General features: G+C 55.7%; 15 protein-coding genes. All 15 read right to left on the bottom strand.

Annotated elements, in window-relative coordinates; all coding sequences use genetic code 11:
* Positions 1–173 precede the first annotated feature (173 nt).
* The 15 genes from PSES9_RS0100155 to flgE all read right to left on the bottom strand — a co-directional run bounded on the left by PSES9_RS0100155 (position 174) and on the right by flgE (position 16931).
* The gene (locus PSES9_RS0100155) at positions 174–1646 is read right to left on the bottom strand and encodes a sigma-54 dependent transcriptional regulator (protein WP_010482887.1); all 1473 of its coding nucleotides are present in this window, start codon (positions 1644–1646) and stop codon (positions 174–176) included.
* Between the two features lie 361 nt (positions 1647–2007).
* Positions 2008–2304, bottom strand: coding sequence for a hypothetical protein (locus PSES9_RS0100150; protein ID WP_010482885.1), 297 nt, complete (start codon positions 2302–2304; stop codon positions 2008–2010).
* A 288-nt stretch (positions 2305–2592) separates the two neighbouring features.
* Entirely contained in the window at positions 2593–2970 is a 378-nt protein-coding gene (gene fliS, locus PSES9_RS0100145) for a flagellar export chaperone FliS (RefSeq protein ID WP_010482883.1), read from the bottom strand.
* A 230-nt stretch (positions 2971–3200) separates the two neighbouring features.
* Positions 3201–3584 (bottom strand): flagellar export chaperone FliS, encoded by a 384-nt coding sequence (gene fliS / locus PSES9_RS0100140; protein WP_010482881.1) that lies wholly within the window; start codon positions 3582–3584, stop codon positions 3201–3203.
* A gap of 3 nt (positions 3585–3587) precedes the next feature.
* Positions 3588–5000: a flagellar filament capping protein FliD gene (gene fliD / locus PSES9_RS0100135; RefSeq protein ID WP_010482879.1), complete on the bottom strand. Its 1413-nt coding sequence runs from the start codon at positions 4998–5000 to the stop codon at positions 3588–3590.
* 106 nt (positions 5001–5106) lie between these two features.
* Positions 5107–5478, bottom strand: coding sequence for a flagellar protein FlaG (locus PSES9_RS0100130; RefSeq protein WP_010482877.1), 372 nt, complete (start codon positions 5476–5478; stop codon positions 5107–5109).
* A gap of 76 nt (positions 5479–5554) precedes the next feature.
* On the bottom strand, positions 5555–7036 hold the full coding sequence (locus PSES9_RS0100125) for a flagellin (RefSeq protein ID WP_010482876.1): 1482 nt from the start codon (positions 7034–7036) through the stop codon (positions 5555–5557).
* A 367-nt stretch (positions 7037–7403) separates the two neighbouring features.
* Entirely contained in the window at positions 7404–8639 is a 1236-nt protein-coding gene (gene flgL / locus PSES9_RS0100120; RefSeq protein ID WP_010482873.1) for a flagellar hook-associated protein FlgL, read from the bottom strand.
* A gap of 58 nt (positions 8640–8697) precedes the next feature.
* Positions 8698–10734, bottom strand: a complete 2037-nt coding sequence (flgK, locus tag PSES9_RS0100115; RefSeq protein ID WP_010482871.1) for a flagellar hook-associated protein FlgK — start codon at positions 10732–10734, stop codon at positions 8698–8700.
* 8 nt (positions 10735–10742) lie between these two features.
* Positions 10743–11957, bottom strand: coding sequence for a flagellar assembly peptidoglycan hydrolase FlgJ (flgJ, locus tag PSES9_RS0100110; protein ID WP_010482870.1), 1215 nt, complete (start codon positions 11955–11957; stop codon positions 10743–10745).
* A gap of 11 nt (positions 11958–11968) precedes the next feature.
* On the bottom strand, positions 11969–13072 hold the full coding sequence (locus PSES9_RS0100105; RefSeq protein WP_010482868.1) for a flagellar basal body P-ring protein FlgI: 1104 nt from the start codon (positions 13070–13072) through the stop codon (positions 11969–11971).
* Between the two features lie 11 nt (positions 13073–13083).
* Positions 13084–13779, bottom strand: coding sequence for a flagellar basal body L-ring protein FlgH (gene flgH / locus PSES9_RS0100100; protein WP_029529287.1), 696 nt, complete (start codon positions 13777–13779; stop codon positions 13084–13086).
* Between the two features lie 61 nt (positions 13780–13840).
* On the bottom strand, positions 13841–14626 hold the full coding sequence (gene flgG, locus PSES9_RS0100095) for a flagellar basal-body rod protein FlgG (RefSeq protein ID WP_010482864.1): 786 nt from the start codon (positions 14624–14626) through the stop codon (positions 13841–13843).
* 46 nt (positions 14627–14672) lie between these two features.
* Positions 14673–15413 (bottom strand): flagellar basal body rod protein FlgF, encoded by a 741-nt coding sequence (locus tag PSES9_RS0100090; protein WP_010482862.1) that lies wholly within the window; start codon positions 15411–15413, stop codon positions 14673–14675.
* Between the two features lie 210 nt (positions 15414–15623).
* The gene (flgE, locus tag PSES9_RS0100085) at positions 15624–16931 is read right to left on the bottom strand and encodes a flagellar hook protein FlgE (protein WP_010482860.1); all 1308 of its coding nucleotides are present in this window, start codon (positions 16929–16931) and stop codon (positions 15624–15626) included.
* Positions 16932–16966 lie beyond the last annotated feature (35 nt).

Raw genomic sequence — 16966 nt, 5'->3', positions numbered from 1 at the left:
CTTCTATCTCGCGCAGCGTGCCGTCATAAGACAGTCGGTTGCATGAGTGTTAGCAATACCCGTGCCTAAAAAAATATCCTTTATTATCAATCAGATAAAAAATAAGGCCGAAGCTAACGTCAAAGCTTCGGCCTTATTTAATGGGTTCGCGCCAAGGGAATGACTAATCTTTGTTAGTCGTCCATGCCCTCTTCATCGCGCCTGCTCATGTTGTACTTGCGCATTTTCTCAACCAGCGTTGTACGCCGGATACGCAAACGCTCGGCTGCGCGCGCAACAATGCCATTGGACTCATCAAGCGCCTGCTGGATCAGGCCCTGCTCAAGGCTGCCCAGGTAATCCTTGAGGTCGATGCCTTCAGCCGGTAGCTGCGGTGCAGTTTCGGGGCCTGGCAAGCCGGCAAGAATGGCCGCCCGCTCCTCAAACTCGTCAAACATGGGCTCGTGCACGTGTTCGTCTTCATCATCCACATGGCGAAACTTCTTGGGCAGTTCACCCACGCCAATCACCCCATAGGGATGCATGATTGCCATGCGCTCGACCAGGTTCGCCAGCTCGCGCACGTTGCCCGCCCAGTCGTGACGACACAGCGACATGATCGCTGCCGAATTGAAACGGATCGAACCGCGCTTTTCGTGCTCCATGCGCGAGATCAATTCGTTCATCAGCAGCGGAATGTCTTCAATGCGCTCACGCAGGGGCGCCATCTCGATGGGGAACACATTCAACCGGTAATACAGGTCTTCACGAAAGGTGCCTGCCTCGATCATGCTTTCCAGGTCTTTGTGGGTCGCGGCGATGATGCGCACATCGGCAATCTGGGTCTTGTTGCTCCCCACCCGCTCGAATGTGCGCTCTTGCAGCACGCGCAGCAGCTTGACCTGCATTGGCAGTGGCATGTCGCCAATTTCGTCAAGGAACAAGGTACCGCCGTTGGCCAGCTCAAAACGCCCTGCCCGGCTGGTTATCGCTCCGGTAAAGGCACCCTTGTCATGACCAAACAGCTCGCTCTCCAGCAACTCGGCAGGAATGGCACCGCAGTTGACCGGGACAAAGGGCCCTTCACGGCGCTTGGAATGGTAGTGCAGGTTACGCGCAACAACCTCCTTGCCGGTACCAGACTCGCCAAGTATCAACACACTGGCTTCGGTATCCGCCACTTGCTGCATCATCTGCCGCACTTGCTGGATGGCACGGCTGGTACCAACCAGGCTGCGAAACAGATTGGCTTCACGCTGGCGACCACGGGCACGCGCCTGATCGTACATTTCGCGATACACCTGAGCGCGGTGCAACGAATCAAGCAATTTGTTGTAGCTGGGCGGCATCTCAAGGCTGGCCAGCACGCTGCGACGAATATCCTCGGGCCAATCAGCATGAACCGTTGCGTCAATCAGCAACACCGGCAGGAACTCATCCCAGCTTACCAGTTGCTTGATTTGCTCCAGCAGCTCCCCACTGCTTTGCACATCGCCAAGCATGACGCACAACATCGCGCGACTCGACTCCAACTCGGCAACCGTGGTTTTCCACGAGGCGCTGTCACACGCCAGATGTTCCTCGCCTAAAAAATTTAAAATCACCGCAAGATCGCGGCGACGCTCAGTGTTGTCATCAATCAACAAAATTTTGGTTTCACGCCACATAGTTTTATTTCATGTCCGGGAGTGAAAAATCGGGCTGGATCACTATCTAAACAGCCAGCACTTAGCCGTTAAGTTAAATCAATTAACCCGGCATATGTCAATTTTATGGCGTGTTTTATTTGCTCTGTCCGACCAATGCCAATATCTGAGCTTGATCGCAAAAGAAGGGCCCAGGGCGCGTGAATACAGGCTCAAAGCGGCCTTGGATGCAAGGCCAAGGCGCTGGAAAACAGCCGCGCAGCTTGCATGGAGAAACCACAGCTTAGGAATCATCCGCGGTTGGGATGAGCAACAGCCAAGGGGGACTGACGCGATATCAGCCCCTCGGTAATACCTGGCGCAGTAGTTTTTCAGCTATTTCTTAGCCAAACAGCTGATAAACCTTGGCACCACTGTGCGCCTGGTTAAGCTGCACCAACTCACCTGCCAGGCGCTTTTGCTCGGACTGGCAGACGCTGACCAGCTCGCGGTACAAATCAAGCAGTTCGGTCATCCGCGAGCGCAAGGCCTCTTCGTCACCGGCGACATCAAGCATGGCTTCATCCACAGCCTCGCGACACTGCAGGTCGAGGTTGCCGATTGCAGCCCAGTCCTGAGTAGCCAAGGCGCTACGCAGTGCACTTCCGGTGTCTTGCAGGCGTTGTACTGATGAACTCATAACTTACTCCGAATGCCGGGTGACTCGCTGAAAAAGGTAGCGAACGACGATAGAACAAAGCGCAACGACCAACAGGAGTAACAGCCAAAGGCTGGCCCGAAGGGCGCGCGCAGCGAGTCAAAAAATGCGAAAAAGCGACCTAGGCCGCGCTCGACTTTAGTTGCCTAAACGAGCATTTGATTCGCGTTGCTCGCCCCTTCGGGGCCGAACTGAAGTTCGTTCAGCCTAAAGGCTGTGAGCCGTTTTTTAACGCCGTGATATCGAGCGCAGTAGTTTTTCAGAAGTTCATTAACCGATCGCGTCCCAACCGGACTTAATATTACGCAACAGGCTCGCTACTTCTTCAAGTGGCTCAGCCTGGTTTTTCACATTGGCTTCAAACAAACGCGCCGACATGTACTCATACAGACTGTCCAGGTTTGCTGCCAGCTCACCGCCTTGCTGCAGATCCAGACCGTCGCGCAAGCCACCCACGATACCGATGGCTTTACCAATGAGTTCACCCTTGAGGGCAAGCTGGCCACGCTCCATGGCGCCACGCGCCTGGGCGATACGGGTCAAGCCACCTTCCATGAGCATCTGGATCAAGCGGTGCGGGCTTGCATCAACAGCCTGGACCTGAGTGTTAACGGCTTGGTACTGCTTCATCGCTGCCATCGCGTACATTGTCGCTCTCGCTTATATCTGTGCCTGATGCTTAAGCTATCGGCGCAGCGGCAAGAAGCTTTAACGATTTCTGAGTGAAAAAATGCTTAAAAACCTTGGAAATAGCCGGGATCAAAAACGCTAATTTATTCACCATTAAGGGTGAACAACTCAATTGAAAACGCCGCAATAGAGCCGCTTGGCTTGAGCTTGAGCTCAACAGCCAAGGGCTAGACTCACGGTAGACAAGCTTAGGCGGTTTCGACTTCCGGGGCGATCGCATCCCAGGCCGATTTAATCTGGCCCAGCAAGGTTTCAACCTCGTCAATCGATCGCGGGGTTTTATCCAGCGCAACACCCGCCAGGCGGCTCGTCATGTAGTCGTAGAGTGAATCCAGGTTTTGCGCCAACTCTCCGCCCAGCTCCATATCCAGGCTACCCTGCAAGGCGCCTATGATGCTAAGCGTGCTGCTGACCGCTTCACCACGCACAGCCGGCTGGTTGTCAGCCTGGGCTTTGCGCGCCTTGCGCAGACGCTCAATGGCGCCATCGAGCAACATCTGCACGGCGCGGTATTGGCTGACTTCCTGGCTGACGGCGACCTGCTTGTACATATCAATCGGCTGCTGGCCCATACCTTACTTATCCTTCTTGACGAAGCCCGGTAATGCTTCAAGCGATTGAGTCAAGCGATCGCTGGTCTGGTTGAGTTGGGTGACCAATGATTCCATTGCGTTAAATTGCTTGTACAGGCGTGTCTGCAGTGACTCGATCCGACGATTAAGGTCTTCTTTCTGGTTATCGATATCGGTCAAGGTTGATTGCAGGCCATCCATACGCTGCTCAAGCACACCGCCATTTTTGACAAAACCATCAACCTTGCTGTCCAGACGACCGGTTATGCCGGTATCTCCGGTGAAGAAGGTGCCTACAGAGTCAAAGTTGTCACTCAACGCTGTCTTTAACTTGTCATCATCAATAGCCAGGGTGCCGTCTTTTTGTGTGGTGATGCCCATGTCGGAAAGCGTGCGAATACCGGTTTGATCTGCCGGATTCACCAGCTCGTTGCGAACAGAACTGAGCAGGTTACGCACCGTGGCGTCACCGACCAAGCCTCCGACCACAGGCTCCTTGCCCTCGCCCACGCTGACCACACGGGTCAGCTCATTACTGGTCGTGATAAGCGTGTTATAGGCGTCGACGAATTTCTTGATATTCGCAGTAACACCAGAGGTGTCCTGACCAACCTTCACTGTCGCGGTCTTGCCGGCCTCGGTCACAGCCGCCAAGGAAAGCGTCACCTCGGGGATAGCATCAGTAACGGTATTGGTTTTGCTGTGCAGCACCAGGCCGTCAATACTGAACTCGGCATCGGCAGACTGGGTGATGAAACCTGCACTTGCTGGATCAGTACTGTTGAGGGCTTGGGTGCCGTCTGCATCAAGCGCAGATAAGTTACCCGTGCCACTGACAATAATGTCGTTGCCGGCGCCGGTGGTGGTTGAGCTAAAGACCAGGCGCGATTCTCCGGTGCTCGGATTATTGACGATATTGGCACTGATGCCCTGCTCTTTGAGCGCAGCATTGAGCTGGTCGCGGGTGCTGGCAAGATCAGAACCTGCGGCAATCTTCACTTCGGTGACCGCACCGGAGCTGCCCAGTTGAACCGAGAATGTTTCCTCGCCAGCACCACTCTCAAAAGTACTGGCAACAGTGGCGCTGGCGACTTTACTTGAGGTCGCCAGGCTATTGACCACAACCGAATAGCTACCCGGCAGGGCATTCTTGGTGGCAGTAGCCGTGACTGAACTGGTATTCGACGAACTGGCAGTGCGGTTCTCGAACAACTTGATGTCGTTGAGCCCGGCCAAGGCCGTCTGGAACTCACTCAATGCGCCTTTGAGGGTTCCCAAGGCAGAAAACTTGGAAGTCGTGGCAGTTTCAAGGCGAGACAGCTGCGCAGTCTTCGGGGCTGAATCAGCATTCACCAGGGCGGTGACAATGCTGTCGATATCCAAACCGGAACCACCAAGACCTGATATACCTACCATGTTCTCCACCTCGTCATGGGTTTGACGCTAAATTATCTAGTGGCAAACCCTTACAAAAATCATGCCGCCTACTCAGTTTGAAGCCATTGAGTACAGGTGCGGCCTTTCAGGCTTCAGCTTTGAACAGCAAGCTGCGTACAGCCTCAAGGCTTTCGGCAAGTCTGAGCGCATCTTCCGACGGAATCTGTCGGATAACATCGCCGGAAGCCGAGTCGGTGACCTTGACCACGACACGGCCAGATGAGTCATCGACAGCAAAATTCAGGTCACGGCGAATAGACTGCACATAACCCTGAATGGATGAAGCCGCCTGTTCAACTGCTTGAGTTGCAGACTCCGGCTCCTGCTCGGTTAAGCGTTGCTCACTGACCGCAATGGGGTCAGGCTGGACAGTTGCAGAGCGATTACCTGTGCCGACCACCGGAGCTTTCGCCCCGCTATTCACCAACGACAACGTATTGCTGATTGCTACGTCCATCGTTAAATCCTCTGAATGGCAAGACGGGGAGAAGCGCAAATGCACTTCCCCCCGCGATGTTTGCCTAACCTAAAACTTACTGCAGGAGGCTGAGAACAGCCTGTGGCAGCTGGTTAGCCTGGGCCAGAATCGCAGTACCGGCCTGTTGCAGCACCTGGTTCTTGCTCAGGTTTGCAGTTTCAGCAGCATAGTCGGTGTCCTGGATACGGCCTTTTGCAGCCGATACGTTCTCCGAAATGCTCTGCAGGTTGCTGATGGTGTTGTCGAAACGGTTCTGCACCGCACCGAGATCAGAACGCTGTGAGTCGATGAAGGCAATCGCAGCGTCAATCACGTCGATAGCGTTCTGGGCGCCGTAGGCAGTGCTCACATCGACGTCACCAACCTTTTCCAAGTTACCAGCAGACTCGCCAGTGATTTTTGCAGCAGCAGTTCCAGATAACGAGTAAGCAGCAGAAGAGCTTAGCTTAAGCGCACCGTTTGCAACTCCGGTACCAGCACCGATATCGGTAGCAGTTGACAGATCACCCGCGTTGTCGTTGTCGCTGTCTTCTGCTGAGCGCGACTGAACAGTGATATCGCCTGCTGCGGCAGCGGTGGTGCCATCTGCTTCTAAACCAGCGGCAGTGAACTTGATTGCAGCGCCACTATCAGAGCTGATTTCAAGGGTACCGTCACCATTCACTTTAGCTTGCAGGCCAGAACCGCTGGAGTTTACTGCGCTCACCACCTGGTCAAAAGTTGTTAGACCGCTCAGATCAATGGTGGAGTCAACTTTGCTGGTATCAGTTCCAGAAACTTCGATTTTCAGGTCAAAGGTAGCAACGCTGGCAGCTTTGGTGAGTACTGCATCGGTACGGGCAGAAGCTTTGATCGGCGTACCCGCGCTGTTGATTTTGCTGGCAACTGATGCTGCAGTGTCGGTTGCAGTCAACGCTTCAACATCAGTTTGCTTACCGTTGGCCGAGATAGTCAGGGCACCGTTTACATCGGCAGCCGCTGCAGAAGAAATACCCAGTGCAGAACCTGCTTTATCAGAGGTGTAAGCACCGATGCTGCTTGCGCTGGCGTTGCCGATTGAAACGTTGATGGTTTCGTTGGCATTGGCACCGACCTGGAAAGCGGTTGCACCGAACGAGCCGTCGAGCAACTTACGACCACCGAAGGTGGTGGTGTCAGCGATACGGTTCAGTTCGTTTTGCAGTGCACCCACTTCTTTTTGCAGAGCAGAACGGTCGGTGGAGTCGTTGCTGCCGTTAGCAGCTTGCAGGGACAGGTCACGCATACGCTGCAGGATGTTGGTCGACTGCTGCAGTGCGCCTTCAGCGGTTTGCGCCAAGGAGATGCCGTCGTTAGCGTTACGTACTGCAACGCCCAGACCGCTGATCTGACTGCCCAGACGGTTGGAGATCTGCAGGCCGGCGGCGTCGTCCTTGGCGGAGTTGATACGCGAACCGGTAGAAAGACGCTGCAAGGAAGTGCTGAGCGCATTGGAAGACGAGTTCAGGTTGCGCTGAGTGTTCAGAGAAGCAACGTTGGTATTGACTGTAAGGGCCATGGTGTTTGCCTCCAATGGGCTAGTGTCTTAGGTATCTGGGTGTTGCGAGCTGTGGGCTTGAGCCTTGCTCCGGCACCCAGTTACTTCGCATTCGTAAGTTGTATCGGCGCTACTGGCACAAGCTTTAGATTTTTTTTCAAGGCGTTTCTAATTATTTTTTAAAACCTTATAAAACAAATAATTAGCTTAAAAAAAACACCAGACAACCTACCGGCTTTGTAGGGAGGGCAACGCGAAGTTTGCCCGCCACGACACTGAGATCAACCGAATATTCGAGACTGCAAATGGCAGGTAAAAAAACGCCACCCACCCTGGTTGCAAGACACAGCAACTAACTGGATATCAATGGCCAACTTGATTAGTTGTATCAAAGCTTATTGAACAGATTCAGACTGCTGATCTTCACATAACTCTGCTGCGCCGCTTCAAGCACGATGGTCTGGAATGAAAGCCGTGACAACGCCTCTGCGTAATCCAGCTCACGCAAATCCGCCTGCACGCTTTTATTGACCAGAGTGACGTTCTCGTTATCGGTCTGGGTCGAGTCAATCACGTTAAGCCGCGCACCGATATTGCCACGCGCCTTGTCCACCGTGCCGATGCTGTTATCCAGGTTGGTCACCGCCAGTGCCACTGCATCACGAACTTCACGTCCATCGGGGGCGGTCTCAAGTGACTGGCGCAGGCTGGCGATGGTATCGAGAATACCGACGCTGTTTTGTGGCGGTGTTGCAGGGTTGGCGTCCGGCCCTTCAATGGTGAAACTGGACGATGCTGGCGGCGTGCCGTTGACGAAAAAAGTCGCCCCGGAAAAATGAATCTGGGTGTCATTTTCATCATCCAGGCGCCCGGTCGTAGTGGTGCCCGGTGCCGGCAATGTGGTGATGGTGTAATTAAGTGGATCGGTTGCATCGAAGTCGAGCTGGATGCCACCTGCCGGGAAATTGGCAAAGGCAACGTCATCTTCAACCAGCAAGCCACTGATGCTGTTGGCTGGCGCCGCAGGCACCGAGTTGTCGGTCAGGCTCAGGCGACCGCCATTGACCACATCCTGGAAGACCGCCTTGCCGCTGTCGCTGATCGCCAGTTCCAGGGAGCTGGCGATCTGTACCTTACGCTGGCCGTCATCACCGGTGTAGGAATAGGTGCCGTCGGGGTTCTGCACAAAGGGCTGCGACTTGCCCTGAAAACCGGAAAACAGGTATTCGCCACGCGCATTGCGCGAGTTCATCAAGCCCAGCAGCTCATCCTCACGCTCACCCAGTTCAGCAGAGATTGACTGCCGGTCTTCCTTGCTCAAGGCACCATTACCGGCTGATAACGCCAGCTCGCGCACTCGCTGCAAAATGGTGTTGACCGAATTAAGCGTGCTCTCTTCCTGGGTCAGGCTGTTTTTAGCGGCCGTCAGGTTCGAGTTGTACTGGTTGAGCACGTTCTGCTGCTGCTCAAGTTGCAACAAGCGCACCGAGGCGACCGGGTCATCGGCTGGGGTGAGGATGCGGTTGCCGGTGCTGATCTGTTCCTGGGTGCGGGTCACGTTTGAATAGTTGCGTTGCAGCCCGGACACGCCATTGTTGAACGCTTGGATAGTGGAAATACGCATGTCAGGGCCTCATCAAACAATTGGCTCGGGCTGTTAGTAGCGCCAAGCCCACACCGAATTATCTAAACGCGCCGATCAGGGTATCGAACAAAGAGCGCGCAACTTGAATCACTTGTGCCGAGGCGTTGTAGTACTGCTCAAACTTGATCAGGTTGGCAGCCTCTTCATCCAGGCTTACGCCCGACAACGAGTCACGGTTGTCAGTCGCCTGCTTGAGGATGGAGCTGGTGGCGTCGCTGTCTTGTCGTGCCTGCGCCGTCAGCGTTCCCACCCGCTCGACCAGGTCACCATAGCCATCGGTAAAACTCAGCCCGGTGGAGCCCGTGACGCTGGGGTCGATGCCAATGGTTTGCTTGTTCTGCAAATCCGCCAGTTTCAACGCGTTGCGGTTATCCGACACACCGCCACTATTAAAGTCGATGCTGAAGGTGTCGCCATTTTCCGGGCGACCGCTGACGCTGAACGTGACAACGTTGCCACCACCCATATCCAGCTCGTAGGTATTCTTTTGTCCCGGCTGGAATGTGCCGCCGCCAACCAGGGTCAAGCCGGGCACTGGGGTGCCTGGTGGGTTTTCGAAGCCGCCAGCGCCGTTATAGATCAACCCGACGGGCAAGGCACCTTTGATCGCGGTCAAGTCAATGGGGCTGGAACCTGCACTGGTCAGATCAGGTTGTGAAATCGCACCGGTACCGCGATTGCTGCCAGTGATATTGCCATTGGCATCCAAGGCACCGTTGACCGCACGAACGGGTGCGGCAAAGCCAAGTTGATCCGCCTGGTCGAGCACAGTTGAAATAGACGCTGCGCCGCGACGGGTTGGCTGCAGCTCAAAGGTGTCCCCGGCAGCGGGAGCAGGAGTCCCGACCACGATCTGGAAGCCTTGATCTCGGCCGCCGCTGTCGGTGAAGCTCAAGGTGCCCGGTGGATTTTCGGTCACGGCCATGGCCTGGTTATCACTCAAGCGCCTGGCGGTGTAGTTGGTGCCGTCAAACTCCAGGCGATAATCGCTGGTGGTCAAAATCGAGGTGTCGGTGATATTCAGCAAAGGCTGGGCGTTGCTGGTATTGCTCCCATAGCTTTTCACCCGCAGCGCTGCCAGTTCCGGACTGTTGAAGTCACCAAACAGCGCCGATCCCACCTGCCCCTTGAGATCAACGCCCTCGCCCAGCTGCGTATTGATCTGGTCACTGACCGACAGTGCCAGCCGTCCGAGGGAGTTAAGCGTGGGGTCCAGGGTTTCGGATCGATAACGAATCAAGCCGCCCAGCTCGCCGCCACTCAGTTGAGTGGTAATGCCCTGACGAGAAGCACCACTGACAAACTCGATCTCAAGCCGGTTGGGATCGCCCTTGCCAGCAACGGCTTCCAGGCGACTGGCCGTATTGCCGACCACCAAAGGCTGGCCACTGCCGACGAAGACGTTCATCGAGTTGTCGTCTTGCGGCACAACGGTCACACCAACAAAGGTCGAAAGCTGGCGCACCGCTTCATCACGGGCGTCTAGCAGATCATTTGGCGCCTGGCCGGTAGCCGAGGCCTTGGCGATGGCATCGTTATAGCTGGCGATGGAGCCGGCGAGGCGATTGACCTGATCGGTAACCGCCGACATCTGCTTATTGATGAAGCTGTTTTGCTCATTTATTCGGTCATAAACCGTATTGAAACGTCGACTCAGGCCTTCGGCCTGGGACAATACCAACTGACGGGCTGGCCCGTTGGATGGGTCTTCGGCAGCGGTTTGCAACGAGGAAAAGAAATCTTGCAGCGACGGCGTAATGCCGGTGGTGGAACCCGCCAACAGCGAATCAAGCTGCTCAATCTGGCTTCTATAGGCTTCTACATCGCTGCTCAAGGCAGTACTGGTGCGCACCTGGGTCGTCAGAAACTCACTGTAGGTGCGGCGAATATCAACCAGCGTGGTGCCTGAGCCAATAAACCCGGCGCCGCTGAACTGCGGCACACGGGTACCCTGCACCGCATCCTGGCGGGAGTAACCCGGGGTATTGACGTTGGTGATGTTGTGTCCGGTCACTGACAACTGGGTCTTGTTCGACGACAGCCCAGACAAGCCGATATTAAGTAAGTCAGCCATTTTTCAGCTCATCCACGAGTTGGCGTCGTATCGACGGCGGCGACAGTTTGATAGACCGCCATCTTCCGGGCGATCTGCGAAATCTTGCGTGCGTATTGCGGGTCGGTGGCGTAACCGGCTCTCTGCAATTCCTTGACGAACTGTTCCGGGTTATCGGTGCTGTCCAAAGCCTTGTCGTATCGACCATTGGTTTGCAGGAAGCTGACGTAGTCCTCGAAGCTTTGCGCGAAGGAATCGTAGGAGCGGAACGAGGCTGCCTCTTTCACAGCCTTGCCGCCTTTGTATTCGGTGGTCATGACATGGGCAGACTCGCCACTCCAGCTGTTGTGGCTTTTAATGCCAAACAGGTTGTGACTGACGCTGCCGTCTTGCTGGCGGATAATTGACTTGCCCCAGCCGGTTTCTAGTGCTGCTTGAGCCACGAGGTAACGCGCTTCGACGCCGATCTTGGCTGCAGCTTTTTCAGCCATGGGCAGCATGGTTGCAATAAAGTCGGCGGGCGAAGTAAAGGCCGAGGCGCCTTTGCTTCCTTTCTGCGTCAAGCGCGCGCCAGTGATTGCATCGCTGCCGTTGATGCTCAGGCCTTTATCCCTGGGCGCGGCATGGGCGATGGCTGGAATCCAGTCGTTATTGGCCAGGGCCTGCACTGCGGCGGTGTCTGTTGTTGGCGTTATGCCGGCGAGCAAGCGATCCGCTAACTTGCCGGGCAATGAAAGACGTCGCCTGTTAATCAAGCTGGAGTCATCACGACTGCTATCGACCTGAGCCACGGGCTTGGCGATGGCATGGGTGCTGGCGACGGCACTCGCTGCTTCGCCACTGCTCGCGCGGGCCAAGGTGTTATCGGCCTGGGCGAACGGATTAGGCCGGTCACTGTGGCTTTTCATCTTGCTCATCTGGCGCGCCAAAACATCTGCCAGACCAATACCGTTCTTGTTGTTGGACATGGTCACAGCCAATTGCTGGTCATACATGCCCTGATAGGTCTTACCCTCTTCGCTGTTCATGAAATTGCCTTCGCTAAAACCTTCGTTGGCCGAACGCATGGCTTTAAGCATTTCATTGAGAAACAGCGACTCGAACTCTTTGGCGACCTTGCCGATATTGGCTTCGCTGTCGCCACCGACTTTAAATTTATTGAGCCGGTTAAGGTCAGTGGCAGCGCCAGTATCCAATGTACTGGTGCCAGCGCCGGCAAATCCTGCGGAGAGTCGAGAGTCCATCGATCCGTCCCTTAAATAACGATCAAGTCAGCCTGCAAAGCGCCAGCTTGTTTCAGCGCTTCGAGGATGGCCATAAGGTCGGAAGGCGCAGCGCCAACCTGGTTAACCGCACGGACAATTTCATCCAGCGTGGTGCCTGGGCCAAAGCGGAACATCGGCTTGGCCTCCTGTGTTGCATCAACCCGTGAGCGAGGAACAACAGCCGTCTGCCCACCCGACAAGGCGCCGGGCTGGCTGACGATCGGGTCTTCAGTAATGGTCACGGTCAGGCTGCCATGAGTGACCGCCGCTGGCTGTACACGCACGTTCTGACCGATGACGATGGTGCCGGTGCGGGAGTTGATAATCACCTTGGCAACCGCCTGGCCTGCAACCACTTCAAGGTTCTCCAGGATCGACAGGTAATCAACGCGCTGGTTAGGGTCCAGCGGCGCACTGACTCGTACCGAGCCGGCATCGATCGCCTGGGCAACGCCAGGGCCAAGCAGTTCATTGATCTGGTCGACAATATGCTTGGCGGTGGTGAAGTCAGGACGATTGAGGTTGAGGGTCAGGCTATTGCCTTGATCAAAGCCACTTGGCACCGAACGTTCAACCGTGGCGCCAGAAGGAATTCGCCCAGCCGATGGAATATTGACGGTAATGCGCGAACCATCGCCGCCTTCGGCATCGAAACCACCTACCACCAGGTTGCCCTGGGCGATGGCGTAGACATTGCCGTCGATCCCCTTGAGCGGCGCCATCAACAGGCTGCCGCCGCGCAGGCTCTTGGCGTTACCAATAGAGGACACGGTAACGTCAATGGTCTGGCCCGGCTTGGCAAATGCAGGCAGGTCGGCGTGAATCGAAACCGCAGCTACGTTCTTAAGCTGGACATTGCCACCCGCAGGGACCTTGATCCCGAATTGGGCAAGCATGTTGTTGAAGGTCTGCACGGTAAAGGGTGTTTGCGTGGTCTGGTCACCGCTGCCATTCAAGCCCACGACCAGGCCATAGCCGATCAACTGGTTGGTCCGCACACCCTGGATGCTGGCCAGGTCTTTCAGGCGTTCAGCCTGTGCCGCGGCACTTAACAGCAGCATCGAGAACAACACCAGGTATTTGCCTAAACGCATGTTTGCAGCCCTCAAAACGGGAACAGTGGGCTAAGGAAGAAGCGATCGAGCCAACCAGGCTGACTGGCATCGGCAAAGGCGCCCGTTCCTGAATAGGTGATACGTGCGTCGGCGATACGGGTCGAGGAGACCGTGTTGTCGGTCGCAACATCATCGGCGCGGACCAGGCCGGCAATTCGTACCAGTTCATCACCGGTGTTGAGTGTCATCCACTTCTCGCCGCGTACCGAGAGGATGCCGTTGGGCAGCACTTCAGCGACAGTTACTGTCACCGAACCGGTCAGGCTGTTGCCCTGCGCTGCCTTGCTGTCGCCCTGGGTGTCCCGGTTCCCGCTGTATGAGGCACTCAGCGACAAGTCGTTATCAGAGAACGGGCTGGCAGCCGACACCGCCCCGCCGAACAAAGAGGTCAAGCCGAGGCTGGTTTTGCTGTCCTTGGAAATCTGCGAACCGGCGTTTTTGCTCGCCTGGGTTTTCTCGTTCAAGGTGATGGTGATGATGTCGCCCACCCGATACGCCTTGCGGTCGGTAAACAGGTTGTTGTCAAAGCCGGTCTGATAGATAGAACCATTGTTCTGCGCAGCAGGCAGCGGCGTGCGTGGCAGCACCGGCGAGTAATATGGATCGTTCGGTTTGGCGGCAGGCGCAACGCAACCACTTAGCAAGGTGGCGCACAACACTAAGGAAACAACAACTAGCCGATTCATGGATCCACCCTCGCGGTGTAACAATTAACGCAGAGGCCCGCTATAAGCCAGGCCAAAACCATCAAAGATTCTGAGTAATAAAGGACAACATCTGGTCAGCGGTCGAGATGACTTTCGAGTTCATCTCGTAGGCGCGTTGAGTGGTGATCATGTTCACCAGTTCTTCAACCACGCTGACGTTGGAGTTTTCCAAGGTGTTTTGCAGCGTAGTACCCAAGCCATTCAAACCAGGTGTTCCCACTTGTGGCGCACCGCTGGAAGCGGTCTCCAGAAACAGGTTGTTGCCGATAGCCTCAAGGCCAGCCGGATTGATAAAGTCGGCGGTCTGCAGGTTGCCAATGACTTGAGGCTGAGGATTGCCAGCGGTAGTTATCGAAACGGTGCCATCCTCGCCGACAGTAAAGGTTTTGACTTCGTTCGGCAGCACAATGGCCGGCTCCAGCGGAAAGCCATTGGAAGTCACCACCTGGCCATCGGAATCGAGATGGAAGCTGCCGTCACGGGTATAGGAAACCGTGCCATCGGGCATCAATACCTGGAAGAAGCCACGGCCGTTCACCGCCAGATCCAGCGGCTGTTCGGTCGTCTGCAAGCTGCCCGCGGTGAAGATTTTCTGGGTGCCGACAATCCGCACACCGGTACCCAACTGCAAACCGGAAGGCAACTCGCTGTCCTGGCTTGACTGGCCGCCAGGCTGACGACGGATCTGATAAAGCAGGTCCTCGAATTCAGCGCGATCGCGCTTGAAGCCGGTGGTCGAAACGTTGGCCAGGTTGTTGGAAATAGTGGTCAGGTTCATGTCCTGGGCGGACAAACCGGTTTTGCTGACCCACAGTGCCGGAAGCATATTTGTTCTCCTCGGACGACGTATTCACGTCGCCACCTGCTGATAATTAGCTAAGTTGCAAAACCCGCGCCATCGCCGAGGCATTGTCTTCGGCAGTACGCATCATTTTTACTTGCAGCTCGAATTGGCGGGACAACGACATGATCGCGGTCATCTCTTCAACCGCATTGACGTTGCTCGATTCCAGAAAGCCAGACGTCAGGCGCACGCTTGCATCTGCGGGCTCAGCTTGGCCACTCTTGAGACGCATCATGCCGTCTGCCCCCTTTACCAACTGCTTGGGGTCCGGGTTTACCAGCTTCAACCGATCCACCTCTGCCAGCACGTTGGGAGCTTCGCCCAGGGCGCGAATACTGATGGTGCCGTCCTGGCCGATATCGATCCCCTGCTCTGGCGGTACGGCGACCGGCCCGGCATTGCCCATAACCGGCAAACCATTGCCAGTGCGCAACACGCCCAGGGCATCGACATTCAGGCTTGCGGTACGTACATAGGCTTCACTGCCATCGGGAGCCTGCACGGCAAGCCAGCCATGACCACCAATGGCAACGTCCAGGTCACGACCGGTTTCCTGCATGGAACCCGGAGTAAAGTCGGTACCAGGACGCTCGCTCATGGCATACACGCGCGACGGATAGCTTTCGCCAAATGATGAAATCGCCCGCGCCTGTTCAAAGTCGCGACGAAAGCCGCTGGTTGAAATATTCGCCAGGTTGTTGGCGTGCGCGCGCTGGGCCAGGGTGTTGTTCTGGGCCCCGGTCATCGCGACGTAAAGCATTTTATCCATGGTAACTCTCCGAGATAGGCCTGCCGCCTTGTGCTCTGTACAGGCAATATTGCAAAGCCTGTGCCACTCTCGGAAAACAAATATAAACCATTGATAAATATAGATTTTATAAAATAGAAAAGCTCCCAAAGGAGCTTTTCATTGCGGCGTTTGACGAGATGCCGTCGGCTAGACTTTGCCGCTCGCGGCAAAGTCAGGTCATACCTTGAATCAACGCAGGTTGATAATGGTCTGGGTCACCGCGCTCTCAGTCTCGATGGTTTTTGCGTTCGCCTGATAATTGCGTTGCGCAACAATCAAGTTCACCAACTGGTCGGACAGCTCGACGTTAGAGTCTTCAAGCGCACCCGATTGCAACGCCCCCAGGGTTCCGCTGTTTGGCGTGCCGATTACAGGCTCGCCCGATTCAAACGACTGTACCCATGCTGTCTTGCCCACCGGCGTCAGCCCTTGCATGTTGGCAAAGTTGGCCAGCACCACTTGCCCCTGCACCTTGGATTGCCCGTTGGTGTAGCGCGCGAAGATCACCCCGGTGTCGTCAATTTCAAGGCCTGCCAGCTCACCTGTGGTGTAGCCGTTCTGGTCAACGCTATTGACAGCAAACAAGCTCGAATACTGAGTGGTGCCACGGAAGTCAAAGTTGACCCCGGTTGCACTCGCCGTTGCGCCGTTGCCACTCCAGACTGGCGGCGTACCGCCATCGGATGCAGCCGGTACCCAGTTGGTCATGTTCAGGGTGCCATTGGCGGCAACGGTGAAATCCGTCGATGTCAGTGCCGAGGTGTCCAGCTGACCCGCGGCATTAAAGGTCAGGTTGGCCGAATACGGCGTGGTTGATGTCGGGTTCGCCGGGTTGCGCCCATCGACCAGCACATTCATCTGCCAGGTGTTGGCACCTGTCTTGATGAAGTACTGCGTGAAGGCATGGGAATTACCCTGCGAATCGAAGATGTTCACCGAAGTCGACGAGTTGAATGAGGTCGGATCATTAGGGTTAAACGGCGTTGTAGTCGGAACCTCGTTGGTCGAGTTCAGGTTGAACGGCTGGGTAATGGTGCTGGTCGCTTTTGGCGCCTGGCTGGCACTCTCGACTTTCAAGTCCGAAAGAACGCCATTTTGCAGATTACCGTTCGCGTCTACCGCATAACCTTGCAGCTTGTAGCCAAAGTTATTGACGATATTGCCAGCACGGTCAGTCCCGAAATAACCGGCACGGGTATAACTGATATCACCGTTATTGCTGGTGCGGAAGAAACCATTGCCGTTGATCGCCAGGTCCAGCGAGTTCTGCGTGTAGTTGACGTTGCCCTGGTTGAACAGTTGCGACACATCACTGAGCAGTACCCCGCTGCCCTGCGCGTTCTTGCCGGAGCCAAGCACGGAGGCGGCATATACATCGGCAAATTCCGCACGCGACTGCTTGAAGCCCGCGGTGCCGGCGTTGGCGATGTTATTACCTGTAACGTTGAGGTCGCTGGTCGCTGCGCGCAGACCGCTAAGCCCGATATTGAACGCCATTGAAAACTCCTTTGCCGGAACAGCCGGCCATTAAA

Origin of the sequence: Pseudomonas sp. S9 (genome assembly GCF_000222125.1) — a bacterium.
GTDB classification, from domain to species: Bacteria; Pseudomonadota; Gammaproteobacteria; order Pseudomonadales; family Pseudomonadaceae; genus Aquipseudomonas; species Aquipseudomonas segetis.
The sequence above is the reverse complement of the archived record's forward strand: the minus strand, read 5'-3'. Positions and strand labels throughout refer to the sequence as shown.

Bases quoted from the DNA above. Each gene is read 5' to 3' on its own strand.
- fliS (WP_010482883.1), bottom strand. From the start codon at position 2,970: ATGTACGCGATGGCAGCGATGAAGCAGTACCAAGCCGTTAACACTCAG.
- flgJ (WP_010482870.1), bottom strand. From the start codon at position 11,957: ATGGACTCTCGACTCTCCGCAGGATTTGCCGGCGCTGGCACCAGTACA.
- PSES9_RS0100155 (WP_010482887.1), bottom strand. From the start codon at position 1,646: ATGTGGCGTGAAACCAAAATTTTGTTGATTGATGACAACACTGAGCGT.
- flgG (WP_010482864.1), bottom strand. From the start codon at position 14,626: ATGCTTCCGGCACTGTGGGTCAGCAAAACCGGTTTGTCCGCCCAGGAC.
- PSES9_RS0100130 (WP_010482877.1), bottom strand. From the start codon at position 5,478: ATGGACGTAGCAATCAGCAATACGTTGTCGTTGGTGAATAGCGGGGCG.
- flgH (WP_029529287.1), bottom strand. From the start codon at position 13,779: ATGAATCGGCTAGTTGTTGTTTCCTTAGTGTTGTGCGCCACCTTGCTA.
- flgK (WP_010482871.1), bottom strand. From the start codon at position 10,734: ATGGCTGACTTACTTAATATCGGCTTGTCTGGGCTGTCGTCGAACAAG.
- flgL (WP_010482873.1), bottom strand. From the start codon at position 8,639: ATGCGTATTTCCACTATCCAAGCGTTCAACAATGGCGTGTCCGGGCTG.
- flgE (WP_010482860.1), bottom strand. From the start codon at position 16,931: ATGGCGTTCAATATCGGGCTTAGCGGTCTGCGCGCAGCGACCAGCGAC.
- fliD (WP_010482879.1), bottom strand. From the start codon at position 5,000: ATGGTAGGTATATCAGGTCTTGGTGGTTCCGGTTTGGATATCGACAGC.
- PSES9_RS0100090 (WP_010482862.1), bottom strand. From the start codon at position 15,413: ATGGATAAAATGCTTTACGTCGCGATGACCGGGGCCCAGAACAACACC.
- PSES9_RS0100150 (WP_010482885.1), bottom strand. From the start codon at position 2,304: ATGAGTTCATCAGTACAACGCCTGCAAGACACCGGAAGTGCACTGCGT.
- PSES9_RS0100105 (WP_010482868.1), bottom strand. From the start codon at position 13,072: ATGCGTTTAGGCAAATACCTGGTGTTGTTCTCGATGCTGCTGTTAAGT.
- fliS (WP_010482881.1), bottom strand. From the start codon at position 3,584: ATGGGCCAGCAGCCGATTGATATGTACAAGCAGGTCGCCGTCAGCCAG.
- PSES9_RS0100125 (WP_010482876.1), bottom strand. From the start codon at position 7,036: ATGGCCCTTACAGTCAATACCAACGTTGCTTCTCTGAACACTCAGCGC.